This is a genomic window from Stenomitos rutilans (genome assembly GCF_059505485.1).
In genome coordinates this window covers 80,431-105,136 of sequence record NZ_JCACKR010000170.1, presented here as the reverse complement: position 1 = coordinate 105,136, position 24,706 = coordinate 80,431, and the positions used below count along the sequence as shown (strand labels likewise).

At 52.4% G+C, this 24,706-nt stretch carries 18 protein-coding genes and 1 pseudogene; 9 read left to right on the top strand and 10 right to left on the bottom strand.

Annotated features, from left to right (window positions below):
- Nucleotides 1–22: 22 nt before the first annotated feature.
- Complete coding sequence (locus tag AC5JLP_RS34125; RefSeq protein WP_496072330.1) at nucleotides 23–739, top strand: Uma2 family endonuclease; 717 nt, start codon at nucleotides 23–25, stop codon at nucleotides 737–739.
- A 221-nt stretch (nucleotides 740–960) separates the two neighbouring features.
- Nucleotides 961–2,598, top strand: coding sequence for an ATP-binding protein (locus AC5JLP_RS34120; RefSeq protein WP_496072329.1), 1,638 nt, complete (start codon nucleotides 961–963; stop codon nucleotides 2,596–2,598).
- A gap of 11 nt (nucleotides 2,599–2,609) precedes the next feature.
- Here the strand turns inward: AC5JLP_RS34120 and AC5JLP_RS34115 are convergent, their stop codons facing one another.
- Nucleotides 2,610–3,779: a sensor histidine kinase gene (locus AC5JLP_RS34115; RefSeq protein ID WP_496072328.1), complete on the bottom strand. Its 1,170-nt coding sequence runs from the start codon at nucleotides 3,777–3,779 to the stop codon at nucleotides 2,610–2,612.
- Nucleotides 3,780–3,957: 178 nt separating this feature from the next.
- Nucleotides 3,958–4,251: an ISAzo13-like element transposase-related protein gene (locus AC5JLP_RS34110; RefSeq protein ID WP_496072384.1), complete on the bottom strand. Its 294-nt coding sequence runs from the start codon at nucleotides 4,249–4,251 to the stop codon at nucleotides 3,958–3,960.
- Between AC5JLP_RS34110 and AC5JLP_RS34105 the strand changes: the two genes are divergently transcribed.
- Entirely contained in the window at nucleotides 4,238–4,459 is a 222-nt protein-coding gene (locus tag AC5JLP_RS34105) for a hypothetical protein (protein ID WP_496072385.1), read from the top strand. The genes AC5JLP_RS34110 and AC5JLP_RS34105 overlap by 14 nt on opposite strands.
- A gap of 148 nt (nucleotides 4,460–4,607) precedes the next feature.
- Here the strand turns inward: AC5JLP_RS34105 and AC5JLP_RS34100 are convergent.
- Nucleotides 4,608–4,751, bottom strand: a pseudogene (locus tag AC5JLP_RS34100) (hypothetical protein); the annotation flags it as partial.
- Nucleotides 4,752–5,489: 738 nt separating this feature from the next.
- Here AC5JLP_RS34100 and gorA point away from each other — a divergent pair.
- The 4 genes from gorA to AC5JLP_RS34080 all read left to right on the top strand — a co-directional run bounded on the left by gorA (nucleotide 5,490) and on the right by AC5JLP_RS34080 (nucleotide 12,171).
- Nucleotides 5,490–6,830 (top strand): glutathione-disulfide reductase, encoded by a 1,341-nt coding sequence (gene gorA, locus AC5JLP_RS34095; protein ID WP_496072327.1) that lies wholly within the window; start codon nucleotides 5,490–5,492, stop codon nucleotides 6,828–6,830.
- A 740-nt stretch (nucleotides 6,831–7,570) separates the two neighbouring features.
- Nucleotides 7,571–8,746 (top strand): transaldolase, encoded by a 1,176-nt coding sequence (locus AC5JLP_RS34090; RefSeq protein WP_496072326.1) that lies wholly within the window; start codon nucleotides 7,571–7,573, stop codon nucleotides 8,744–8,746.
- 21 nt (nucleotides 8,747–8,767) lie between these two features.
- On the top strand, nucleotides 8,768–11,305 hold the full coding sequence (locus AC5JLP_RS34085) for a glycogen/starch/alpha-glucan phosphorylase (RefSeq protein ID WP_496072325.1): 2,538 nt from the start codon (nucleotides 8,768–8,770) through the stop codon (nucleotides 11,303–11,305).
- Nucleotides 11,306–11,532: 227 nt separating this feature from the next.
- Nucleotides 11,533–12,171 (top strand): histidine phosphatase family protein, encoded by a 639-nt coding sequence (locus AC5JLP_RS34080; RefSeq protein ID WP_496072324.1) that lies wholly within the window; start codon nucleotides 11,533–11,535, stop codon nucleotides 12,169–12,171.
- 11 nt (nucleotides 12,172–12,182) lie between these two features.
- Here AC5JLP_RS34080 and AC5JLP_RS34075 read toward each other — a convergent pair whose 3' ends face one another.
- From AC5JLP_RS34075 to eat, 3 genes are all read right to left on the bottom strand, one after another.
- A complete protein-coding gene (locus AC5JLP_RS34075) occupies nucleotides 12,183–12,653 on the bottom strand; it encodes a hypothetical protein (protein ID WP_496072323.1) in 471 nt (156 codons plus the stop codon).
- A gap of 61 nt (nucleotides 12,654–12,714) precedes the next feature.
- Nucleotides 12,715–14,157 carry an aldehyde dehydrogenase family protein gene (locus AC5JLP_RS34070; RefSeq protein WP_496072322.1) on the bottom strand — a complete coding sequence of 481 codons (1,443 nt, stop codon included), beginning with the start codon at nucleotides 14,155–14,157 and terminating at the stop codon, nucleotides 12,715–12,717.
- Between the two features lie 3 nt (nucleotides 14,158–14,160).
- Entirely contained in the window at nucleotides 14,161–15,681 is a 1,521-nt protein-coding gene (eat, locus tag AC5JLP_RS34065; protein WP_496072321.1) for an ethanolamine permease, read from the bottom strand.
- Nucleotides 15,682–15,793: 112 nt separating this feature from the next.
- Here eat and AC5JLP_RS34060 point away from each other — a divergent pair, with 112 nt between their 5' ends.
- On the top strand, nucleotides 15,794–16,153 hold the full coding sequence (locus AC5JLP_RS34060) for a hypothetical protein (protein WP_496072320.1): 360 nt from the start codon (nucleotides 15,794–15,796) through the stop codon (nucleotides 16,151–16,153).
- A gap of 123 nt (nucleotides 16,154–16,276) precedes the next feature.
- Here AC5JLP_RS34060 and AC5JLP_RS34055 read toward each other — a convergent pair whose 3' ends face one another.
- The 3 genes from AC5JLP_RS34055 to AC5JLP_RS34045 form a co-directional block, all read right to left on the bottom strand.
- A complete protein-coding gene (locus tag AC5JLP_RS34055) occupies nucleotides 16,277–17,743 on the bottom strand; it encodes an AAA family ATPase (RefSeq protein WP_496072319.1) in 1,467 nt (488 codons plus the stop codon).
- A gap of 351 nt (nucleotides 17,744–18,094) precedes the next feature.
- Complete coding sequence (locus tag AC5JLP_RS34050; protein ID WP_496072318.1) at nucleotides 18,095–20,158, bottom strand: thioredoxin domain-containing protein; 2,064 nt, start codon at nucleotides 20,156–20,158, stop codon at nucleotides 18,095–18,097.
- Nucleotides 20,159–20,345: 187 nt separating this feature from the next.
- On the bottom strand, nucleotides 20,346–21,116 hold the full coding sequence (locus AC5JLP_RS34045; protein WP_496072317.1) for a hypothetical protein: 771 nt from the start codon (nucleotides 21,114–21,116) through the stop codon (nucleotides 20,346–20,348).
- A 646-nt stretch (nucleotides 21,117–21,762) separates the two neighbouring features.
- Between AC5JLP_RS34045 and AC5JLP_RS34040 the strand changes: the two genes are divergently transcribed.
- The gene (locus AC5JLP_RS34040) at nucleotides 21,763–22,878 is read left to right on the top strand and encodes a RuBisCO accumulation factor 1 (protein ID WP_496072316.1); all 1,116 of its coding nucleotides are present in this window, start codon (nucleotides 21,763–21,765) and stop codon (nucleotides 22,876–22,878) included.
- A gap of 3 nt (nucleotides 22,879–22,881) precedes the next feature.
- Here AC5JLP_RS34040 and AC5JLP_RS34035 read toward each other — a convergent pair whose 3' ends face one another.
- Complete coding sequence (locus tag AC5JLP_RS34035) at nucleotides 22,882–24,705, bottom strand: glycosyltransferase family 39 protein (RefSeq protein WP_496072315.1); 1,824 nt, start codon at nucleotides 24,703–24,705, stop codon at nucleotides 22,882–22,884.
- Nucleotide 24,706 lies beyond the last annotated feature (1 nt).

Genomic DNA, 24,706 nt, shown 5'->3' with positions numbered 1-24,706 from the left:
ACGCGATCGTGGAGGTCTGCTCATGCTCACCAGTCCTACTCGCTATGCTGTCACCTGGGAGAAACTGCCCGATGACTTTGTGCTACCCGATGATCCTGTAGACAATATCAATCAACCCCTGCTGACAGCCGCTTTAAGCGATAGCCTGGAAAACTCTGGCAAATTGCCGTCGTATGCGTTGACCACTACTAACTATGGCATCTGCGCCACAGTCAACGAGAAAATCGTTGTAAAAGCGCCTGACTGGTCGTACATCCCAGCGATTCGGGTACCGCGAATTGAGGTCGATCGCAGCTACACGCCTCAACTTCAGGGCGACAGTCCTGCTGTGGTAATGGAGTTTCTGTCAGCGACGGATGGTGGCGAGTATTCGGTTAAACCAACCCATCCACCCGGCAAATGGTTGTTTTACGAACAAATTCTGGCAGTGCCCACTTACGTCATTTTCGCGCTGGATACAGGTGTGCTGGAGGTCTATCACCTGAACGACGCTGGGCGCTACCAGTTGAGTACACCTGATGCCAATAACCGCTATTGGATCGCGCAAATGAACCTGTTTTTGGGCGTTTGGCAGGGCACACGCGAAAATCGCACCGGAAACTGGTTGCGCTGGTGGGACGACGCTGGCAAGCTGCTGCTGTGGGGGGTTGAAAAAGCCGCGTTATTACAGGAAAGAGCCGATCGCCTTGCAGCTCAACTCCGAGCCGCTGGCATTGAGCCAGAAACTGAATCTTGTTAGGCGACGCTCATCAAACCTATGAAAAAGACGTATCTCTGACAATAGGTATGCCCCATTACACAAACTGGAGGATTAGAGAGATCACTGCCACATTGCTGTGGGCTTGATAGAATTGCTTCGGAAGGGAACGGGTCGATCGCACATCAGCCGTCACGCTATTTCACTAGCCCCATTTCACAGCGCTTCAGAACAGTGTTCAACTGTTTGCCCTACACTCACTCATGACTTCAACACCCGCTTCAGATGTATCGCTCTATGAGTTAGCGCTCGAAATAGATCCAGCGCTTTCCATTCTTCAGGTTAGTCCCGCAACGCTCAAATCGGTCTTTAGCGCTCTGATGGATCTCCTTACAGAGCGTGAGCTGCCTGCGATCGTGTGGGCAAAGTTACCTAGAGGCGTGGTTTGGCAAACAGAACTGGAACGCTATAGCACATTGGAGGGGGTGCCAAAAGCTATTTACGTCTTTAAAGACTATCGAGATGACAGTACGGACAGCGTGAGTGCAGACCACTCTAGTGCAGAGGTCGATACCTGTGCAGAAGCGACGATCGCACCAGCCTCAGCCGCTATAGAAATGTCTGCTGTGACAAACACTGAAACGACTGACCCTGCGTGGTTAGAAATTCTACTTGACTCAGAAAGCTGCCTGCGACGTGAGTATTTTTTGTTTGTCTGGACTGCGCAATTCCAGGGGAGCGTGCTGGCTCATCGTCCACGATCGGCCCAATTGGCGAAAGCGCCTGAACCCAACGCTGTAGAAGCAAGTGCAGCACTCGTCGATCTATCCCTGGCTGGTGCGATCGAAGACAGTCAAGAGCGGCGACAGCATCTGCTGATTCTATCGTCGTTTGATGGAAACTTAATGCAACGAGTGTTAAGCGGCTTAGAGCAGGCAAAAACTACAATGGGGCGATCGACGACCGTTGATGCCAGCATCTCACCGACTATGCTTTTGCAGGAAGCCGTCGCGCAATGGCAACAGACAATCAGTACCATGCCGAGCACAACGCCCGATCCGACCAGTTGGGGGCAGCTTTTTATGAAGCAGATTCAGCGGCAGGAAGAGGTTTTGCAGCGCAATGCCATCTATCGACGGCAAGCGGATCTGGTGGAAATTCTTCAGTTGCAAAAAGAGGAGTTGACCAATGCACTGCAAGCAAAAGCCGACTTTATCAATACCGTTGGGCAGGAGTTGCGCACCCCTCTGACTACGATTAAAACAGCGCTCACGTTGCTAAATTCGCCTAATCTGAAGCCACCGCAGCGTCAACGCTATATGGATCTCATTGCCAAAGAGTGTGATCGCCAAAGTTCGCTCATTACCAGCCTGCTCGATCTGGTGCAGCTTGATCAGGCTGTGAATCCCGCGGTGCTACAGTCCATTCGCGTCTCTGATGTTGTACCTGGTGTGGTCAGCACCTATCAGCCCCTTGCAGAAGAGAAGGGCGTAAAACTTGTCTATACAGCACCCGAAGATCTGCCCGCGATCGCCTGCATGGGCAACTGGCTGAAACAGATTGTGATTAACCTGTTGCACAACGGCATCAAGTTTACGCCTGGCGGCGGTCAAGTCTGGGTACGCGCTAAGCAGCAGGGCAACTATATCAACTTGGAAGTGCGAGATACCGGCATTGGGATGGCTCCTGGTGAACTACCCAAAATTTTTGACCGCTTCTATCGAGTGCGGCAGTCTTCGCTAGAAGATGCTAGTGGCGCTGGTTTAGGGCTGACTATCGTCCAGCAGTTACTCCTTCACTGTGGCGGCTCGATATCTGTTAAAAGTAAACCAGGTGAAGGGTCTACGTTTACAGTACTGCTACCCGTTCGGAAGCAACAGCCGCCATCGCCACTTCCTTGATGAGAATGCGATCAGCATCCCTGAAAATCCGCTAGCTTGTCATGCTTCAGACGACGCTCTGCGCTAGCGTCGGGCTTTTCCTCTTTGTTTAGCCATCGCGGAATCTCAATGATGAACGTCGCTCCTCCTCCGGGCGTGGTGATGCACTTTAAATGCCCGCTATGCTTCCCAACCACAATTTGGTAACTGATTGAGAGACCTAGTCCAGTGCCTTTGCCCACAGGTTTCGTGGTAAAGAGCGGATCAAAGATCTTGGACTTAATTGCATCACTAACGCCCAACCCATTGTCTTGAATGCTGATCTGTATCCAATCTGAATAGAGCAGACGTGTACTAATTTGAATGGTCGGTGCTAGCTGAACGCCCTGCCGTTGTTTACTGCTAGCGGCTTCTTCAAGTGCGTCGATCGCGTTGTTTAGGAGATTCATAAAGACTTGATTTAGCTGCCCTACGTAGCATTCTACGGGCGGTAGTTCGCCGTAGTCTTTAATGACCTGGATTGCTGGAAGGTCAGGTTTTGCTTTTAGTCTTAATTGGAGTAACAATAATGCACTGTCAATGCCCTCGTGCAGACTAATTGCCTTGATGGCAGCTTCATCCAAACGTGAGAAATTGCGTAAGGACAGTACCATTTGACGAATACGTTCGGTACCTGCCTGAATGGAAGCAATCACCTTAGGCAAGTCTGTTGCCATATAGGCGATGTCGTGATCTGCCATAAAATCAGTAATCTCAGGCACAGGGTCAGGATAATGATGCTGGTAACGCTGAATCAACGCCAAGAGAACTTGCGTGTAGCCATCAACATATTTAGTGTTGCCGTGGATGAAGTTAATAGGATTATTGATTTCATGGGCAATACCTGCGACTAACTGCCGCAAGCTAGACATTTTTTCGGTTTGTACCAGTTGTGCTGTTTGCTGAAGCTTTTGTAGCGAATCTTCTAGCTGTTCTGTTTGCTGTTTGAGACAACCTTGCGATTGTCGGAGGGTCTGTTCAACCTGCGATCGCTCAGTAATCTCCTGCACCAGCGGACGGTATAGAAGACCGTATAATGCTGGGGCAATCAAAATCGACAAGAGTGTCGAATCTAAAAACGCTTCAACCAAATCAGGAAACTTTGGTAAGACTAAGAAAAGCAACATGATGAACGTTTCAGCCAAAAAAACTGAAAGGCTCATTGTAATTAAGAAAAAATAAGGAGATTTCTGCCGTAATCGCCACTTCATTTGGGGTTACTGATTATTGGTTTTTTGCTTTTGAGTTGTTAGTTGCCTAGATCGGCTGCTTGAACCGATGTCTTTATGCTTCCCCTACTGACCTCCCGATCGCCCCAAGGAACGCGAATTCAATCATCTGTCATGCTGGTTTGACTGTGTCATGCCATCGCGGCAGACGTTGGTCGCAGACAAGCTGCAGGTTGGCTTGGCAGCCTGCAGCGACTTTTCGACCGCTTTGATACACTTTAGCGAGCCTTGTCATAATGCTCTTGAGACCTGTACGCGTCGTTACTTTTGCCAGCCATGCTTTGACCAGATGGACAGGCTCCAAAAGGGCTCTTTGACACATTGTTGAGCCGTGAGGGCACAAGCGAGGTTCAAGCGGGTTGGCTTTGGCGGTGTAGGGCGGAGAGTGAGCAATGCAAATTTTCATCCCTAACGCGTTGACCAAGGCTGGCAAGGCTAGCTTGAACATGAGTCATGAGACCTGTTGCTACCGCCGCCCTCGCAGAGCCGCAAAATCGCGTCTGCGAGGGGCTAGCGTCCTTGACCATCGGTGTTCCACCAGTCGCGCATCGCTTCGCAACCTCACTGGTCGCATGACTGGTGCCAATCTGCATGTAGCCGATAGAATCGCTTAAGTCGTACTACCCGTGAGGAAGGGCTACGCCTGCTGCCAGTGTTGCCCAATCATGGTCCAAGCCTGCGACTCCCTGCTCCTGGGTGTACAGTTGCCCCGCTCGAGACAATGTACCCATCAATGCTCTTTTTTGTAGCCATACTCATGAGGGGCTTGCCAGTAGCTTGATCGATGTCTTTCCACGGCTCAAGCCGCTCAAATTGTTCCTTGCGCTGTTCACGCTCTCCGGTCGCCAAAGTTTTCACGGCTTTGCGCTTACGAAAGTTGTGCTTCTCCAACCACGGCTCGACCACTGTCACACTTACCTCAATCCCCTCGTCTTTTCACAAAGCCACCATTTCATGCCGTTTAAGGTTCGTCCATTGCACCGTTGCAGCTATCGGCGAATCGGCCGTGTGTTGCTTCAGCACACGCAAAAATGCTTCATCTAGCCCATCAAGGCTCTCAAAGGCTGACTTGCGCTCACCCCCACTTGACGCCTCCGTTCCGGTTCGAGGACCGTTTCGTCGCCCAGTGCTGCCAGCCCCAACGCTAGGGTTTCATGATGGCAGCCGAATAACTGTCGGATAGAAACTTGCCCTCCGTAGCCAAGTTTGCTCGCTTCAATCGCAGCATAGCGACGGCGTCAAATAACGATTGATAGTACCGTCGCATTTGAGCTTCAATCACAGCAGGGTAGGGTTGCATTGCTTTTCCGGTTCATGGTCTACTTCTCTAGCTTACAAAGGCAAACGGTAGCATTAAATAAGAGCCGAATGCGTTCAATCTCATCGCCATCTCGCAAAGCAACGTAATCGTTCCACGTTGCGGACTGCCACTGCTAAGGCTGGCTGAGAAGGGCGGCCTTCCTATCCTTGGAGATAAATACTCCTGCAGAATTAGAGTAATGCTGCTCCTATTATGGCAAGTTAGTGGCGATCGCACCTACTACCACCATTGCCTCAGAACTCCGACTTTTGACTGTATCGGGATTGCTTGCTAACTCAGTAGGCTAGCAGTACGTTTCGTTACCTGTAAGTGAGCAGCAAGGTATGGGTTATGATTACGACCTGTTTGTCATCGGAGCTGGGCCAGGCGGTCTTGCGGCAGCAAAACAGGCAACAGAGTACGGTGCAACAGTGGCGATCGCTGAGCAAGCGCAGGCTGGCGGCGGGTGCGTCAACCGGGGGTGCATTCCTAAAAAGCTAATGGTTTACGCGGCTGCATTCACGCGGCTCGATCAGGATGCGATCGCCTACGGTTGGAGTGCCTGTGAGCGGCAGTTTGACTGGCAGCGCTTTGTTCGTGCTCGAAACCAGGAAATTGAGCGGTTGCAGCAGACCCAGGTGCAGGCATTGCAGGATGCAGGCATTGCCTTTATTCATGAGCACGCCAGTTTTGTCGATGACCACACGCTGGTAGTGGGTGATCGCAAACTGACAGCCAAAGACATTCTGATTGCGGTAGGTGGTCAGCCCATCAGACCCAAAATCGACGGTATTGAACATGCTCTTGTTTCGGACGATCTGTTTAACCTGGAAGCACTGCCAAAGCATATTGCCATTTTGGGTGGCGGCTATATCGGCGTTGAGTTTGCGAGCATTTTGCGTGGGTTAGGCTGTCGCGTGACGTTGATGAATCGCGAAACGTGCATTCTTCCGGGGTTTGATGATGATTTGGCAACCACCGTACGCCAGGGATTGATCGATCGTGGCATTCAAAGCTTGTGTAGCACGACGATCGCAGCCATTGAGCCAGCTAGTGAAGGCTTTAACCTGACGCTAGAGGGTGACCGTCCGGAAACATTGCTGGTGGATACCATTCTTTGCGCGACAGGCCGCGCCCCACGACTGGATGAGTTAAAACTAGACAAGGCAGGGGTTAAAGCGGATAAAACGGCGATCGCGGTTGATGGTGACAGTCGTACAAATCAGCCACACATTTTTGCGGTCGGTGACTGTACCAATCGTCTGCAACTGACTCCGGTGGCACGAGCAGAAGGAAAGGCCGTTGCCGCCACCATCCTTGGTCAAGACCCTGAGGCGTTGAACTATGACCATGTACCCTCTGCCGTGTGTAGCTATCCAGAGGCCGCTTCGGTCGGTTTAAGCGAAGCGAAGGCTCGCGAAACGTATGGTGATAAAGTGTGTGCTTACCGAACGGAGTTTCAACCCTTGTTTTATAGCCTCACCGATCGCAGTCAAATAAGCTTCATTAAGGTGGTGGCGCAGGGCGATACCGGTCGTGTGCTAGGCATTCATATGGTTGGCGATCACGCGGGGGAAATTATCCAGAGTTTGACGGTTGCTTTACAGCTTGGCGTGACAAAGCAAGACCTCGATCGGACGATCGGCATTCATCCTTCTTCTGCTGAGGAAGTTTTTTCTCTTTGACATGAACGTGCTGACATTGCTAACGATCGCGGCTTAAATAACTTCGACAAGTGAGATGTTCTGTAGGGGACGCACGGCCGTGCGCCCGTACCTCAAGATCACACTTAAAGTAATTCTCGTTCCTAAACAATCGTCGTCAGAAAAGGCTGAAGAGTGATGGTAGTAATCGCGTTCATGACAGCATTGCGGTCTGCGGCAATCAGCGCAGCGCTCATGGGAGCCGTTGACATACGTCTTTCTCTATTAAGAGGGTGGTTTCTCTTATCATTCCCACGCTCACATCACAGTCACACTCCTGACTGACTAACAAAAATCTTGAAAGGCTGATCGCTCGTTGCTCACTCGCCCGTGATTAAAATCTGAGCTAACAGTGTGAAAACCCGTTAAAACGGGTTACAAGACGCTTGCAGTCCTTTAAAGAGGGCTTCCCTTCATGAGCCCGCACTTTCAGCGCAGGGCGGGTCAGGCGATCACTAAAAGATTTGTCAGTCAACCAGATCACACTCGTATCGTAGGGTGCCCTGACTGCCAAAACCTTAAGAAACCTGTTAGGTTTTACCCTGCGGTCAGTAGTGAGCGAAACAGTAGATTAAAGCTTTTGGATGATAATCTCCGTTCTGACAAACGCCCAGTAGTATAGCCGTAGCGAAACTGATCGCGAGTGCGATGGTATAACCTGTACGTCACGTTTAACGCGCTGCCCCACTGCCCACTTTGCGTCCATCCCTTAGGAGTCACTCATGGCAAAGCATTTACTCGAACAACTGCGGGAGATGACCGTTGTCGTCGCAGATACCGGGGATATCCAAGCGATCGAAACCTTCAAGCCGCGCGATGCGACGACCAATCCTTCCTTGATTACGGCGGCAGCACAGATGCCCCAGTATCAGGAAATTGTGGATGGTACCCTGAAGCAGGCAAAGCTGGATGCGGGTGAAAGTGCTTCAAATGAAACGATTTTGACGCTGGCGTTCGATCGCCTTGCTGTAGCGTTTGGACTCCGCATTCTCAAAATTATTCCCGGTCGCGTTTCAACGGAAGTGGATGCTCGCCTGTCCTACGACACCGAAGCGACGATCGCTAAGGGGCGTGCTCTCATTGCCCAGTACGAGGCGGCGGGTGTCTCCCGCGATCGCGTTCTCATTAAAATCGCCTCTACCTGGGAAGGCATTAAAGCGGCTGAAGTGTTGGAAAAAGAAGGCATTCACTGCAACCTGACCCTCTTATTTGGCATCCATCAAGCGATCGCCTGTGCCGAAGCGGGGATCACCCTCATCTCTCCGTTTGTAGGGCGCATTCTCGATTGGCATAAAGCCAGCACGGGCAAAGACTACGTAGCGACTGAAGATCCTGGCGTGTTGTCTGTTACCAAAATCTACAACTACTACAAAAAGTTTGGCTACAAGACGGAAGTGATGGGGGCCAGTTTCCGCAACGTCGGCGAGATTACTGAACTGGCAGGCTGCGATCTGCTCACCATTTCACCTGCCCTGCTCAAAGAACTGCAAACCACTGAAGCCGACTTGCCACGCAAGCTTGATCCCGCTAAAGCTGCTGGGCTGCAACTGGAAAAGATCACGATCGACCAGGACACCTTTGATAAGCTTCACGCTGAAGACCCGATGGCAACGCAAAAACTTGACGAAGGCATTACAGGCTTTACAAAAGCGCTGGTGGCTCTCGAAAAGCTCCTCGAAAAGCGACTCTCGATGCTAGAGGGCGAAGAAGCTGTCATCCATGCCGCCGAAGATATTTTTCATACCTACGACCTGGATGGCGACGGGTTCATCACCCGCGAAGAATGGATGGGCACGGATGCCGTGTTTGATGCCCTGGATGTCAACCACGACGGCAAAATTACACCAGCCGAAATGGGCGCAGGACTAGGAGCCGCGTTCCACCTGGCTGAAGCGTAAATTCTGAAAAGGACTCAAACTATGCAGACCGCACCAAACCAACCGATCGAGTGCGTACCCACAATTGTTGTTGAGGACGATCGCACAGGGCTGAGCATCGAAACCCTGAAACGCGCCTTTCAGGACAATCTCTTCTACATTCAGGGCAAATTTCCCAAGATCGCAACCCAAAACGACTACTACATGGCGCTGGCCTACACCGTGCGCGATCGACTGCTGAGACGCTGGCTCACCACGGCTGAGACCTACACCCAACAGACTGTGCGAACGGTTGCTTACCTGTCTGCCGAGTTTCTCATGGGGCCGCATCTGGGCAACAACCTGATTAGCCTGGGCATTTACGACGAAGTGAAGCAAGCGATCGAAGAACTCGGTCTCAATTTCGCTGAGATTGCCAACCAGGAAGAAGAGCCTGGACTTGGCAACGGTGGCCTGGGGCGTTTAGCGGCCTGCTACCTCGATTCAATGGCAACGCTTGACATTCCCTCGATCGGCTACGGCATTCGCTACGAGTTTGGCATTTTTGACCAAGACATCCGCGATGGCTGGCAGTTTGAAATTACCGACAAATGGCTACGCTATGGCAACCCGTGGGAGATTGCCCGTCCTGAATGGGCCGTAGAAGTCAAACTGGGCGGTCACACCGAAACCTACACTGACGCAACGACGGGTCGCAACCGGGTACGCTGGGTGCCCAACGAACTGGTCATGGGCATTCCCTACGACACTCCCATTTTGGGCTACAAGACCAATACGGCGACAACCCTCCGACTCTGGAGTGCAGCGGCGGCTGAATCATTCGACTTTGCCGCCTTTAACTCTGGCGACTACTTCCGCGCGGTGCAGCAAAAGACCGTTTCCGAAACCCTGACGAAGGTACTCTACCCCAACGACGAGTCGTCTCAAGGGAAGAAACTCCGTCTGGCGCAGCAGATTTTCTTCGTGTCGTGTTCCTTGCAAGACATGATTTTAATCTTGCTCCGCCAAGACATTCCGCTTGACCAATTCCATGAAAAGTTTGCGATTCAGCTCAACGACACGCACCCCGCGATCGCCGTGGCGGAACTCATGCGCCTGCTCATGGATGAACACGCGATGGAATGGGAAGCCGCCTGGAGCATTACCCAAAAAACCCTCGCCTACACCAACCACACCCTGCTGCCCGAAGCCCTGGAGCGTTGGGGACTGAATCTCTTTGGCACACTCTTGCCGCGCCACCTCGAAATCATCTACGAAATCAACAGTCGCTTTCTCGACGAGATTCGCCTGAAGTTTCCCGATGATCTCGATCGCCTCAACCGTATGTCGCTCATCGACGAAGCGGGCGAACGCTATGTCCGCATGGCGCACCTGGCCTGTGTCGGTAGCCACGCTATCAACGGAGTTGCCGCACTTCACAGCGAACTTCTCAAACAAGACGTACTGCGCGACTTTTACGAACTTTATCCCGAAAAGTTTAGCAACAAGACAAACGGAGTCACGCCCCGCCGTTTTATGGTGTTGAGCAACCCCCGATTGTCAAACCTGATCACCAGCAAGATTGGCGATGGTTGGATCAAGCACCTGGACGAACTGCGTCAGCTTGAGCCCTACGTTGAAGATGCCGAGTTTCGTCAGCAGTGGCGGCAAATTAAGCTGGAAATCAAGCAAGATCTCGCGGCTTATATCAAGCAAGTTAACGGGATTGACGTTGATCCCACTTCATTGTTCGATATTCAGGCCAAGCGCATCCACGAATACAAGCGGCAACATCTGGATGTCCTTCACATCATCACGCTTTACAACCGCATCAAAGCCAATCCTGATGTCGAAATCACGCCGCGCACCTTTATTTTTGGTGGCAAAGCGGCTCCTGGCTACTATATGGCAAAGCTCATCATCAAGTTCATCAACTCGGTTGGCGATGTGGTGAACAACGATCCCGATGTGCGCGATCGCCTCAAAGTTGTGTTTCTCAAAGACTACAACGTGAAATTTGCCCAGCGCGTGTATCCTGCCGCTGACCTCTCTGAGCAGATTTCGCTGGCAGGAAAGGAAGCCTCCGGTACAGGCAACATGAAATTCTCGATGAACGGGGCTTTGACGATCGGCACCCTGGATGGTGCCAACGTAGAAATCCGCGAAGAAGTGGGAGCCGACAATTTCTTCTTGTTCGGACTCACGACTCCCGAAGTCTACGCCCTCAAAGCCAGCGGCTATAACCCCTGGCAATATTACAACGGCAACGCTGAACTGAAAGCCGCAATGGATCTCATCGCCTCTGGTGGTTTTTCTAACGGCGATACCAACTTATTCAACGCGCTAGTCAGCACTTTGCTGTATAAAGACGATTATTTACTGATGGCAGATTACCAGTCCTACATCGACTGTCAAGATCGGGTCAGTCAGGCATATCGGGATCAAGAGCACTGGACACGTTTATCGATCCTCAACTCGGTGAGGATGGGCAAATTCTCGTCTGATCGGTCTATCCGGGAATACTGCGAAGACATCTGGCACGTCAAACCCATCACGATCGAGCAAAAGGAATATGTTCAGGCAGGAGCGGCGATCAGCTAATTAGTTGTTGGTTGTAAAGCCTTCGGCATGGCTTCGCTAGAGTTCTTAGTTGTTAGAAGGGAGTCAAGAGTCAGAAGTCAGAAGTCAGAAGTCAGAAGTCAGCTTTCTTTTTAGCCTTTAGCCTTCTTTTTAGCCTTTAGCCTTTAGCCTTCATCCCTTCCTCCCTCATCCCTCACCCCTCATCCCTTCCTCCCTCATCCCTCCCCTACCAGTCCCCCCAAAGCCTCATGAGTCTAAAGCTATATTTTGTGCGTCATGGCGAAACGACCTACAGCATCACGGGTGGGTATTGTGGCGAGCTTGACCCAGACTTGACTGCCAACGGGACTAAAATGGCAGAAGCTTTTGCCACAGCGTACAAGTCGATGGAGTGGACGGCGGCGTATGTGAGTCCGATGAAGCGCACGATCGCCACTGCTAAACCCCTTTGTCAGGCGATCGGGTTGGAGATGCAGTTCCGCGATGGCTTGAAAGAAATTCGTTACGGTGAATGGGAAGGCAAAACCCAGGAGTATGTGAAAGAACATTATGCAGAAGACTACATTCGCTGGTTAACGGAGCCTGCCTGGAATGCACCTACAGGCGGCGAAACGTCTGTGCAAATCGCCAGCCGCGCCTCTCTTGTGGTTGCCGAAATTGAGCAAAAGCATCCGTCGGGCAACGTCCTAGTTGTATCGCATAAAGCCACCATTCGGATCATCCTGTGCAGCTTGTTAGGCATCGATTTGGGACGCTACCGCGATCGCATCAGTACCCTTGCAGCCTCGATCAGCGTCGTTAAATTCACGGAACATGGTCCCATGCTGGAAGTATTAGGCGATCGCTCCTACATGGATGACGAACTGCGCGCCCTGGAAGGAACGTAAAGCTCACATGTCTAAGGATTCAGGCTTAAACGGCGATCATCGTCCAGCCGAATCACTAAATCCGAGTTGACGATCAAAAGCTCAGCCGCAAGATCTGGTAGGGCTTGGCTACAGAAAAGGGAGCAGTCAGAATTGGCGAACAGTAGAACCTCAAGCTCAGTCAAAACAGCTACCCAATCGCGTGTTGGCAAGATTTGGAACAGGTTGTAGTAAAGCGCTAGAGAAAGGCTAATGTGTCCATCTTGCAGATCGATCGCAGCAAGACGTTGATCCACTCCAACCCAAAGTGTTTGGCGATCGTGAGCATATGCAATCACTGGTTGAATGAGTGGAAGATTGCTACGCCAGCTAAGTCCATAGCAGCCCAAGGATTCGCCCAAATCTAACCGCGCAAACTGTCGAGGATGGTCGTGGACAATAATCCGTCTAGCACCATCAATTGCTTGAAAAGCTTCTAAGCTGATGCTTTGAAGGTTCACCATTACGTTCCATTCTGTTCCTGATCTCATCACGAATTTGCCTGTGGCGCGGCTCTCCTAACTCCTATTCAGCAATAAAGACGCTTTTCCATTCGCTGTAGTGGTCAAGCGCCGCTAAACCTAACTCGCGTCCCAAACCACTACGTTTCACGCCGCCAAAGGGGGCTTCGAGGTGGGCGCTGTGCCCGGTGTTGATAGAGAGTACGCCCGTTTCGATCGCCCGTGCCACTCGCAAGGCTCGACTCACATCCCGCGTCCAGATGGAGCCAGAGAGACCGTAAAGGCTGTCGTTGGCAATTGTCACCGCTTCTTCTTCCGTGTCAAACGGGAGTACGCAAACCACAGGCCCAAAGATTTCTTCTTGCACAATCTGCATGTCGGGGGTCGTATCGGCAAAAATAGCGGGTTTCAGGTAGGCACCTTGAGCCAGTGATCCCGTGGGAATGTCTCCGCCGCACAGCAGTTTAGCTCCTTCGGCTTTGCCAAGGTCGATATAATGATGGACGCGATCGCGATGCCCTGTCGATATGAGTGGCCCAATCTCAGTTTGGTCGTCTAAAGGGTGCCCGACCTTGAGCGCTTGAAATTGTTCAGATAACTGGCTGAGAAACGTATCGTAAATGGGACGCTCGACGAGAATGCGCGATCGGGCGCAGCAGTCCTGCCCCGCATTACCCAGGACGCTCCACAACGATTTCACCACGGCTTTGTCCAGGTCAGCATCGGCAAAGACGAGGTTGGCAGATTTACCGCCCAGCTCTAGCGTGACATTTTTAATGTCATCGGCGGCCAGTTTCATGACCTGCGTGCCAATTTCAGTTGATCCCGTAAAGGAGATTTTTCGTACCAGAGGATGGCGCACCAGCGCATTACCAGCCGTACCGCCTGCACCAGGCACTACATTAAACACACCGGGGGGCACACCTGCTTCCAGCGCCAGTTCACCCAGGCGCAAGGCGGTTAGAGGAGTCTGGGAGGCTGGCTTGAGAACGATCGTGTTGCCCATTGCCAGGGCAGGCGCAACTTTCCAAGCGGTAATGGCGATCGGAAAATTCCACGGCGCGATCATGCCGCACACCCCGATCGGCTCCCGAAAGGTCAGGTGCGTCCCTGCTGCTGCCACAGGAACCGTTTGCCCACCCACCTTATTGATGGCTCCAGCGTAATACTCAAAGCAATCGGCCGCTAAGTTCACCTCATCGCGTGCATCACGAAGCGGCTTACCTGCATTGCGGCTTTCTAAACGCGCCAACGATTCCAAATTGGTGCGGATCAAGTTGGCGAGGGTAAAAAGCATACGAGCACGATCGCGGGAGTTGACCTTACGCCAACCTACCCGTGCCTTCTCTGCGACCTGCACGGCACGATTAATGTCTTCAACGTCACCAGCGGCTACCGTTGCCCAGGGTTCACCTGTAGCTGGATCAATCAAGGAAGACTGCTGACCGGAGGCCGCAGGGACGCGATCGCCTCCAATCAGCAGCATTTCTGTTAACAACGAACCCATACGTTACTCTGCCGCCTTTGGTTGCTCAATTTCTTGCAAGGCTCTTGCCAGCAGAGCGTTTTCCTCTTCTGGTGCCCGTGCAACCAATTTTTTGCGGGAATAGAGCAAAAAGTAAGCAATCATCACGGCTAAGAAGATGACCACCCAGACAACCGCTGGCTGATACGCCGGATCGGCAAAGCAAGCAAACAGAGCGATGATTGCCAAGGCCGCACCGATCGAGGCACCCGCAATCCCCAGCGGACTTTGATACGGACGATGAATGTCAGACCGCGAAAGCTTTAGCTTCACGTAGCTGATCATCACCATCGCGTAGGAGATCACAGCACCCAGTACCGCCATATTAATGAGCGTGCTGCCAATCAGCGCTGACTGGCCCGTTTGCTCCAGAATAAGCAAGCAGATCAGACCGACGGCAGCACCCACAATCAGCGCGATCGCAGGCGTATGCCAACGACTGGTGATCGAAATCCACCGTGGATAGTAGCCTGCTCGTGACAGCGAAAACAGCACACGTCCGTAGGCGTAGATGATTGTGTGAAAACTGGCAATTAACCCAGTTACCGCCAGCGTGGTCAGGATGGTGAAGATGGGGCCATCACCAAAGATGGCTTTAAATCCATCCGCGATCGGCGCACCTGATTTGCTGATTGCTGCCGCTCCTGTCAAGGTCTGATTGGTTGCCGGGTCGGTAAAAGTCGTGGGTAGACCAGGATTCAACACCAGCACAAACAGCGACAGCAACAGGAGGGTAATAATACCCCAGTTCAGCGCTTTGGGAATATCCCGCACGGTATCGTGCGCTTCTTCTGCGGCTAACGGCAATTGCTCGATCGCCAAATAAAACCAGATGGCATAGGGCAACGATTTAAATACACCACCCAAGCCAAACGGCAACCAGTTAGGATTTCCCGGTTCGGGTGGAATATTGAACAGCAGATCTGGCTGAAACTTACCCGAAAAAAGCGCCGTGACAAAGAAAATGACCAGTACCCCTGCCGCGATCGCAGTCACCACCAGCCCCGCTTTCAGCGTGAGTTCTACACCCCTGATATTGACAAACACAAAAATGGCATAGAATACCACCCACCAAACTGCCAGCGGCACACTTGGCAGCAGCGTTTGCATGTAACTACTGATAAAGAAGACTACAACCGCAGGGGTGACCACATACTCAATGGTGTCGGTCACCCCGCAAATAAAACCGCCTAATGGCCCAAACGCACTGCGCGTAAAGGAGTAAAAGCCACCCGCATGAGGCAAAGCTGCCGACAGTTCGGCGATACTATAGACCATGCAAACGTACATCAATGCCATCAAAAGGGTCGCAATGGCTAAGCCCCCAAAACCACCAGAGGCCAACCCAAAATTCCAGCCAGAGTAGTCACCAGAAATAACCGCGCCAACGCCCAGTGCCCACAACAAGACCCAACCTGCACTACGCCGTAGCTGGCGTTTTTCCAGGTAGTCCTGTTCAACCGATTCGTAGCGGACGATTCCCCTCGGATTTTCATTTTCTGTCATAGGAAAAACTGTACTCGTTACAAACAGCAGATACTGAAACTTAATAGCATGAGGTATCCTTTTTGACGCTCAGACTTAATTACTCTTAAGAGATACAGCGAGATAGGCAATTATGGCTGCTCCAGACCCGTTTGAGAATCAGGACATCAAACGTCTTCAGCTCTTCGTTTATTTGATTCCCGTTGTTGGCTTTTTTCCCGCTCTCTGGACGCTGTATCGCGATCGCGGCACACGACAGCAAAAAACCCTCAGCCGCCTGGTCATCACTTTAGCGCTAGGCTGGCTCCTGGGTTACGTCTTGCTGGGCGCAGGTGCAAACGCCTCAGAAGCCCTTTCACTCCCACTGCTAATCACCAGTAGTTTATTCACCTCTGGCTATTTTGTGGTAAACCTTTGGTTGATGGTACAGCTATGGCGGCGCAAACCGATGCGGCTACCGATCGTGAGTAAATTGGGCGATCGGTTGCCGTAGGAGGCAGAAGGCACAAGGCTGATCGCTGGTGGCTGGTGGCTGACCGCTGACCGCTGACCCCGCTTAATCAACTTAAACCTCTCCCCCTGCTTCCCCTAACTCTTCTGCTTCCCGCTGCTGCTGCTACTTCCCCCGTTTTCCTTTCACCATTTCACACGCCCGAATCAGATGATGTATTGTCACGTGCGATGCTTCGGCAGCAGCGTAGATCGCAGCGTCACGGGCGATCGCGTTGATTTCTCCCCCACTCAAGCTAAATTGTTTGGCTAACCAGTGCCAGTCGATCTCAGCATTCAGAGACACTTGCATTGGAAAGGCTTGCTGCCAAAGCTTGAGACGAGCGGTGTAATCTGGCAGAGGAAAGTCCAGTAAGGGCGTGATTTGTCGTCGCCAGTGGGCGGTAAGGCGCTGCTTGTGATGCACGCTCAGGAGAGTAATGCCATTATGCTGTTGTCGCAGAGCAAGAAATTGCTGTACGACGGTGGGAGGTAGCAGCGCTGTCCGACTCAGCCAAACGTGGGCGGACTTAAGCAACAGAACCATTGGGGCTTGAACGGCAATGGTTTGGAGTAGCTGCAGTGCATCTTCTAACGGCACTTGGGCCAGATCGACACAGGCTAAAGGGGTTTGCAGGGTTTGCGCGATCGCCCGTGCTGCGAATGTTTTACCTGTACCAGGAGCACCCACCAAAAGCGCGATCGTGCCAAGTGCCGTGAGCGCTTCAGTAGCCGCGAAACCCCAGTCTTCATTGACTTGTTGCCCAAACTGTACCCGATGACACAGGTGGTGCAAGTCTGTAAGCAACGGGGGCGAGAAAATCAGTTGTGCCCAAAGGTCCTGGGAGGGGGGAGGGAGAAGGGAGAGGGGGGAGGGAGGAGGCGAGAGGGAGGAAGGGAGCGGGTCTAAAAGGGACTCCAGGACATTGCTTTCGGGTTGATCGGCTAATAAATAGTTGACCAGCGGATCGGGGAGTTTGACAAGATGGGCGAGAAGCGACGCGGTTTGAGGCGATCGCAGTTCCAGCAGATGATGCTTGATTAAGGCAGAATCGTCAGTGAGGGATGATCGGAGCGATCGCCATTCTGCATCGGTTCGGCACAGCAACCGTAGCGCTAAATCGACCGTTGGTAGCCCGGTCGCTTCGGCCTGTTCGGTTTCTTGCAGGTAGTTATAGAGGCGTGCATAGCGACGGCTAATTTCAGGCGCAAGTGCCATCAAGAGCAAATTTTTCTCAAGAATGCTTAATTGCAAGCGATGGCAGAGCAGTGGCAAACCCAGCAAAATACCGCGCTGGTGACTCACCTGGATTTTTGCTTCTAGCTGCTGCTGATAGCTGGCTTTAGATAGGGTTGATCGACGACGAGGGTTTTCGGCTGGCGAGTCGTAGGATGTCTCTCCTTCTAACGTGACCAACCCTTTCCACCAATGGCTGGTTACTCGATCGCCCCGCGTCCGCGCAATCCGATCAACGACTTTTGTCTCCTGTCGCTGCCGCGCGATCGCCAGACTCAAAACTCGATCGAGCCAGCCCAGTTCTGCTCTGAGGTATGCCCAATTATCGACAAAGGGTTCGATGGAATCGCTTGGCATTTGAGGAAGACACCGTGCTGTACGAGAGATCGTTTGTTTGATCTTATACTGCGCGTTTGGCGATCGACTGACAGTAGTCCCGGACTTTGTTGCTCAACCCAGTTTGCTCAGCAGGAAGCTTTATACCAATTTGAATTGAAAATGCGACATATCCTGTAGGGGCAAGGCATTGCCTTGCCCCTACCCACCGATTGATCTGTAGCCGTCATTCTTTAAATCGGTATTAGATGTTGAGTTGGTTGAGCGATTAGCGGTCAGCCATCAGCCATCAGTCATCAGTCGTCAGCCTTCTGACTTTTACCTTCTGACTTTTACCTTCTGCCCTCTGCCGTCAGCCTTCTGCCTTAACTTCTAACTTCGCACCTGACTCAACTTCACCTGCTCTTGCAACTGTTCTTGGCTATACGCAGGTTCCCGACAGCTTAAACCCTGGCACACTAAACCAATGGTTCCTTCCGGTAAGTCTGTTGCTAGCTTGAGAACAGCCGTCGGCAAATAGTGCGTGGAAAGCGCTGCAAGCTGATCAACCGTCGTGCGGATCAGGATGTGGTTGTGGAACCAGTCGAGGGCGGTGAAAAGACTGGGACACGCTTGGGGCGATCGTGTCATCACCTCACTAAACGCCTGTAAGGATTGCTCTGCTTTGTCCAGATAGCTGAGGTCTTCGGTCAGCAGCGCTAAGCGGACTAGATTTGTAGCAGCAATGCCATTTGCTGAAGGGGTGGCATGGTCGATGTAGCTTCGTTCTCGCAGCAGCAGATCGTCGCTTGCATCCGTACTGTAGTAGCCACCCAACTCGATGCTCCAGAGAAACTCGTCAAATTCAGTCTGGACGGCGACAGCGCGATCGAGCCAGGAGTAGGGAGTGGGGAGTAGGGAGTGGGGAGTAGTAAGGGACGCTTGATCTAGATCGAGTAGGGCCTTGATGAACAGGGCATAATCTTCGGACTGTGCCAAAACATCTGGTTTACCGTCGTAATTGACGCGATGGAAGCGTCCATCAACCCACTGGTGCTGAAGGATGAAATTGGCGGCGTTGATTGCCGGCGTGAGGTAAGACGGTTGCTGAAACACGCTGGCGGCACGGGCAAGGCCAGAAATCATCAGACTATTCCAGGCGACGATCATCTTTGTATCCGTCACAGGGAGAATGCGCCCTGTCCAACCCGTACTCTTGGCTTCCTGGCTATTACGGGCTGGTGGAACCGTCGGCAACGCCTCAGCAGACGCGCTGTAGCGGACGAGAAAGAGTTTCCCCAACGTCTTTTCCACGGAAGCGGTGAGTTTGCCAGGGTGAAGCCGTTGCAGGACATTGAAGCCCTCAAAGTTACCGCTTTCCGTGACGGTGAATTGGTCTTTTAGTGCTGCCAGTTCGGGCAGCGTCAGAAGTTCCGCAAGTTGCTGGTAATCCCAGGCGTAGAAGGCTCCTTCTTCCGGTTCGGCAGCAGTAGGGTCGGTAAAGCTATCGGCATCTTGAGCCGCGTAAAAATAGCCTTCTGGTGCAGTCATTTCGCGCCGAAGCCACTGGACCGTGGACGCGATCGCCCGCTCAAAAGCGGGCTCTTGCACCCCAGCCGCCCACAGATTTGCCAGGTATTCCACAATTTGCCCATTGTCGTAGAGCATTTTTTCAAAGTGCGGTACCGTCCAGGTGGAGTCAACGGTATAGCGATGGAAACCGCCGCCCACATGGTCAAAAATGCCACCTAGCGCTAACACCAGTCCTCGCTCCTCACTAAGCTCAATGGCAGTGGGACGATCGACTGTGAACCGTCGCGATCGCAGTGCCACATCTGCATAGGGAATCATGGGAAACCGAGAGCCAGGATTTTGAGCTGCTAGCACACTCAGATTTGCGTCTAACCCTGTTTGCAAGACATCTGCGCCTAGCGCCTGGGCAGATTGTAGCGTCGCTGCTCCTTGCAAGGCCGTCAAAATCTCGCTCTTGATGCCCTGAAGCTTGTCTTTTTGGGTGTCGTAATAGTGGCGGATCGACTGGAGCACCTGCAAAAAGCCGGGTCGATCGAAGCGAGGCTCGACAGGAAAGTACGTGCCTCCATAAAATGGCACCAGGTCGTCAGGCGATAGAAAAATGTTGAGGGGCCAACCGCCTTGCCCAACCATCAACTGCAATGCCTGCATGTAGATACTGTCGAGGTCGGGGCGTTCTTCTCGATCGACTTTGATAGGCAGAAAGTACGTATTCATGTAATCTGCGATCGCCCCGTCAGAGAAGGCTTCCCCTTCCATCACAGTGCACCAGTGGCAGCTAGAATAGCCGATCGAGAGAAAAATCGGCTTATTTTCACGTCGAGCTGTTTCTAGCGCTTCGTCGCACCAGTACCACCAATTAATAGGGTTCTCAGCGTGTTTACGCAAGTAGAGGCTGTTGGCTTGGGCGAGACGGTTCGTCATGGGGCGGTAAGAATGCAACGGTGAAAGCGCGATCGATGAAAGCACTCCTTAGTGTATCGGTGCATTCTTAAAAGGAACAGGGAGTGGGGGAAGAGGGGGAAGCAGTTTTGAGTTTTGAGTTTTGAGTTGGCTGAGCGATCGCTTGCTTCTAACCACTCCCCACTCCCTACTCCCTAATCTGCCTTCTCTAATACGAGCCGTTCAGCGCGGCTGGTCGATCGTCCGCCAATTGTTTGCTTTTCAGGTTGCCTAGCTGCACTTGCAGTTGAAGCTGCTGGCGAATCTGGTCTTCTGGAATGCCCAGCCGTTCTGATAGTTGCGCAGGCGTAAAGCTCAGATTGCCCAACTTAACCCGCAAGTCTTCATCTAATTGGGCCTGACCATTCTTCACCTTTGGCTTACCTTCAACGCCAACGTAAAAGCTCTGGCGACCCAACTCTGGAAACGCCGTCATCAGTTTAGAGAAAAAGGCGCGTTCGTCGGGTGGCAACTGATCGGGCGAAATGCCACTCAAGTTCACGACCGCTCCACTCTCAACAGTGCCGTTTTGCATCGTGGTATTGGCTCCTTTCAACGCACTGCCCAGCTTCTTGCTTTCTGCCTTGCGGGTAATTTCGGTTGTAAAGAGTCGCGTCAGCTCGTTTTGGCGTAGCTGTTGTTTTGTGGGCTGCTTCTGAGCCTCTAACGGTGCGGGTTGCGGTGCTTTAGTGCTTGGAGGCTTTGTGGTGCCTGACTGAACGGACGATCGCGAATCTGGAACTGTTTGACCAGAGCGGTCTTGGTCAGCATTGGCGACAACTGTGGGAGATTCGGCAGATGGTTGCTGAGGTTGAATGGTCGAGTCAGATTGACTGGTTGTATACCAGGCAGGCAGTTGAGTTGCTTGTTGCCAGTAGTAACCCACAGTCGCAGCAACCCCAGCCAGCGCTAAAGAGACAACAATCAAAAGTCGTTTCATATGAAAAGCTCATCTAAGCTGCACAAGTTTTCTAATACAGGACTTACGCAAATTCTCTAAAACTAGCCCCCCAGCCCCCAATTTATAGCCCTAGCGGGCATACAAGAAAGGGGGAGCAAGCACTCAAAGTCCCCCAGAATTGGGGGATTTAGGGGGCGACTGCGTAAGTCCTAATAATATTAACTGTTGTTCATAGAAGCTTAAAAATCCTTAAACATGGAAGTAAACAGGCTGCTAATGTGCGTAGTTTCGTTGTGACTAATGTATGAAATGCCCAACAACTGGGGCTTTAACCCTTAGACGAAATTAAGGTGAGCCCCTTAATTGTTTTAGGTACAGGGCTATACAAACAACAATTTGCTGATCTCTATCTTTTGGTAGATTTTATCGAGCTGTGTTTTGCTTTCGTGACATTTGGTGCCGTTCCCTCGCCCCTTCCTCTTGCGATACCATAAAGCCAAGCAGCAAATTGGCACGGACAATTGACGCAGCTTCTTTTCACGTTTGGGGCTAGCAGCGCTTTAGACTCAAAATGCACGTCAAAACGCCAAGCGATCGCGCGTTTTCGTCTACTGTTTGAACTAGCGGCCAAAAGCAATCCGTCTTGAACTCGACGACAACTCTCACGTAGCTCGAACTCAGCTCTATGACAGACACTCCTCAACATTTCTCCCAGCCTCAACCTCAAGCCGATGTCGATGCAGAGAGCTTATTAAAATTACTACGGCAGAAAGAAGGCACCTGGGTTGACTGGGGTCAGGCTTGTCAGACCTTACAAAAAGCGGGTCATAATCCACAAGCCATTTTTGAAGCAACGGGCTTTGAGCCAATTCAGCAAAACCAGATTATTGTCGGTGGGCAGGTGTATGGCAGTGCGGTAAGCGCCGGGGTACCAGAAGCTGTCAAAAGCCATTTTGAGCGGAAAGGGAGTGATCTCCTGTACGAATTTCGCATCCTAACGCAGCCGGAACGGGCTGCTGCCGCCATTCTGGCAGTGGAGAAAAATATTGATGCGGATGAAGCGCGGGATGTGGCGAAGGCCATTAAAGATTTTTCGCGACTCGGTGCCTTACCCGAAGGGTTTACCGATCATCCGGGGGATGCGATCGCCTATCAATGCTGGAAGCTTGCCCGCCAGAAAACAGATTTGCAGGAACGATCGCGCCTCATTGCCAGGGGGCTGCGCTTTGTCCACAGTGACAATGCCCGCAAGCAAATTGAACGTTTGCTGACTGATTTCAGCGTTGTGCGCACGATCCCCGCTCCCTCACTTCCAGTCTATCGGTTAGAAAGTGATGAAGAATTGCCGCGCGTGCTGCCTGTGGTTGGCAAACTACCGCTAACAAAAGCCGATCTCCAGGCTGTGCCGTTAATCGATGCTGTCGAACCGTTTGGGATGGTGAAGTTTGAGGGTGCAGCGGCCTGGGTGCCCATTCCTGGCTGGCAAGTGATTTTGGTGGCAGGCGACCCGATCGTGCTGTTATGCGATAGCCATCAGGATCTCCCAACACCGCTTTCTGGCAAACCGCAGGCTGTGCTGGTGGTCGTCGATCGGGCACAGCGAGAGTGGCGGAACGATCGCTACTTCATTACTGAAGCCACCAACCAACTTCAGATTCAATGGTTCGATGTGCAGCCCGATCAGCCGTTACTGGGCGAAGTCATTCTCATCATGCGTCCGAAAAAGGTGTTGGATGAGGATTCCACCAAGGACTTTTTTGGTAGCCGACCAGGGTATGACGGCTGGCAAACCGATGAGTAATCCTTACGGTTTGCAGCGATACAGTTGGTAGGGAATGCCCCGACGGTAGAAGCGATCGCGATCGACCTGGCAGGCGATCAGTGTTCCTGAAGTCTGGAGCAGTGACAACCTGGGTGGATAATCGGTTTGCTTCAATCCGGGTGCCACCATCCACAAACCAAGGGGCGGATGCAGCGGTAGTTTGAGTGCTGCCAGATTTTGCCACGCTTGAGCATAGGTTGGGGTTTGTGAGGCGCGATCGACAGCGCCTGTTGAAGGCTTTGCCGATGGTGCTTTGGCAAGATGGACACGGGGGATGAAGGCGAAATATGGCTGGGGATCAACCGCGCCAACGTTCGACTGTAGCGCCAACGCAAAGCTCAGCCCCAGCGCCACATCCTGCAAATCGCCGTAGGTCATGCTCATCAAGCGGGCAGGTTCGCCGTCAAGCTGCACGGTTCTAGCGACCTGGTCTGGCTGATAGGGCTTGAGAAATACTTGATTGGCAACGACCAGCGTACTGCTCAGAACGCCTACCATCAGCACGATCCAGATTAGAAATGGTTGAAAGCGGCTTGGAGTCACGATCGCAGCGGGTGGCCTTTCTGCCTCGTCCCAGCGCTTGATGACCCGCTCCGGTTGTGCAAGACACGCTCCCACCAGCGCACAGATGGCTGGAAAGTACAGGAAGTTGTAGCGGGGCACAGAGGTGATATCCTTTCCCAATCCGTACACGATCGCCAAAAATTCCAGCAGCACGCACAGCACAAAGACGACCAGCATGCGCGTTGCCAGATGCGTTTCAGGTGCGCTCCAAAGCCACCCAAAGCGCCGCGAAAGCTGCCAGAGCAACCAACCTGTAAACAGCACCATCAACAGCACCATCACGATCGCAATCCAAAGGGGCTGATTTTCGACAGGCAACGCAATCACCATCAGAATCCAACCCATTGGCAATTGGTACAGCGGCGCGATCGTGTCCATCCAATCTGGTTCAAAGGGCTTCATCCAGTCCGTTTCGGGACGGTTGATGTGGCTGAGAAAGGTTGGCAACCAGGGCAGATAGGTGAGGCAGACAGCAGTAGCAGCAAGCGTAACGGCAATCAGCGCGCGGCGTGGGTGCAGGGTGTAGGGGCTGGGGTGTAGGGTGGGTAAGGCTTTGAAGGTCAGAATATTGATCAACAGCGTGGCGACCTGGGCGGCAAAGGCCAGTAAAAAGAAATAGTGGACGTAAAAGCCGAGGCTGTTGACGATGACCCAGCCGAACCAGACGCCAGGGCGAATTCGTCGTTGATATAAATCGGTTTGTACCTGGTATAGCCCCAGTAGTGCTAGCGTCACCAGCAGCATGGGCAACGTGTAGTGTCGGGCTTCCTGTGAGAGGTAAACGGCAAAGGGGGAGACGGCCATGATCATGGCTCCCATTAAGCCTGCGCCTGGAAAGAAGGCGATCCGGTTGAGTTGATAGAGTGCAGCGATCGCCACGACTCCCACCATCGCAGGTAGTGCCCGCAGTTTCCAGACCCACGATAGCGGTAACGCCTGCACCCAGCGCAGCCAATCGTGCATCCAGCAAAAAAAAAGCGGCGGATGCACCGACTGGGTCGCGATCGTTTGGGCAATTTGGGCACAGCTCGTTTCTGGCTTCAGCGTAAACACCTGATCCAGAGCTGTAAGGGGAAACACCTCATGCAACGGCACATCATAGTAGGTGCGCCCCAGACTAAACAAAGCTGTAATGACTTCATCTAACCAGATCGGTTTTAAGTCCAGATGCCAGAACCGGAGAATGCCTCCCAGGAGCAGAAGACCCACCAGAGCCAGATAATGTCGAGACGGTTTCATCATG

Bases quoted from the DNA above. Each gene is read 5' to 3' on its own strand.
- AC5JLP_RS34125 (WP_496072330.1), top strand. From the start codon at position 23: ATGCTCACCAGTCCTACTCGCTATGCTGTCACCTGGGAGAAACTGCCC.
- AC5JLP_RS34120 (WP_496072329.1), top strand. From the start codon at position 961: ATGACTTCAACACCCGCTTCAGATGTATCGCTCTATGAGTTAGCGCTC.
- AC5JLP_RS34115 (WP_496072328.1), bottom strand. From the start codon at position 3,779: ATGAGCCTTTCAGTTTTTTTGGCTGAAACGTTCATCATGTTGCTTTTC.
- AC5JLP_RS34105 (WP_496072385.1), top strand. From the start codon at position 4,238: ATGCAAATTTTCATCCCTAACGCGTTGACCAAGGCTGGCAAGGCTAGC.
- AC5JLP_RS34110 (WP_496072384.1), bottom strand. From the start codon at position 4,251: ATGAAAATTTGCATTGCTCACTCTCCGCCCTACACCGCCAAAGCCAAC.
- gorA (WP_496072327.1), top strand. From the start codon at position 5,490: ATGGGTTATGATTACGACCTGTTTGTCATCGGAGCTGGGCCAGGCGGT.
- AC5JLP_RS34090 (WP_496072326.1), top strand. From the start codon at position 7,571: ATGGCAAAGCATTTACTCGAACAACTGCGGGAGATGACCGTTGTCGTC.
- AC5JLP_RS34085 (WP_496072325.1), top strand. From the start codon at position 8,768: ATGCAGACCGCACCAAACCAACCGATCGAGTGCGTACCCACAATTGTT.
- AC5JLP_RS34080 (WP_496072324.1), top strand. From the start codon at position 11,533: ATGAGTCTAAAGCTATATTTTGTGCGTCATGGCGAAACGACCTACAGC.
- AC5JLP_RS34075 (WP_496072323.1), bottom strand. From the start codon at position 12,653: ATGGTGAACCTTCAAAGCATCAGCTTAGAAGCTTTTCAAGCAATTGAT.
- AC5JLP_RS34070 (WP_496072322.1), bottom strand. From the start codon at position 14,157: ATGGGTTCGTTGTTAACAGAAATGCTGCTGATTGGAGGCGATCGCGTC.
- eat (WP_496072321.1), bottom strand. From the start codon at position 15,681: ATGACAGAAAATGAAAATCCGAGGGGAATCGTCCGCTACGAATCGGTT.
- AC5JLP_RS34060 (WP_496072320.1), top strand. From the start codon at position 15,794: ATGGCTGCTCCAGACCCGTTTGAGAATCAGGACATCAAACGTCTTCAG.
- AC5JLP_RS34055 (WP_496072319.1), bottom strand. From the start codon at position 17,743: ATGCCAAGCGATTCCATCGAACCCTTTGTCGATAATTGGGCATACCTC.
- AC5JLP_RS34050 (WP_496072318.1), bottom strand. From the start codon at position 20,158: ATGACGAACCGTCTCGCCCAAGCCAACAGCCTCTACTTGCGTAAACAC.
- AC5JLP_RS34045 (WP_496072317.1), bottom strand. From the start codon at position 21,116: ATGAAACGACTTTTGATTGTTGTCTCTTTAGCGCTGGCTGGGGTTGCT.
- AC5JLP_RS34040 (WP_496072316.1), top strand. From the start codon at position 21,763: ATGACAGACACTCCTCAACATTTCTCCCAGCCTCAACCTCAAGCCGAT.
- AC5JLP_RS34035 (WP_496072315.1), bottom strand. From the start codon at position 24,705: ATGATGAAACCGTCTCGACATTATCTGGCTCTGGTGGGTCTTCTGCTC.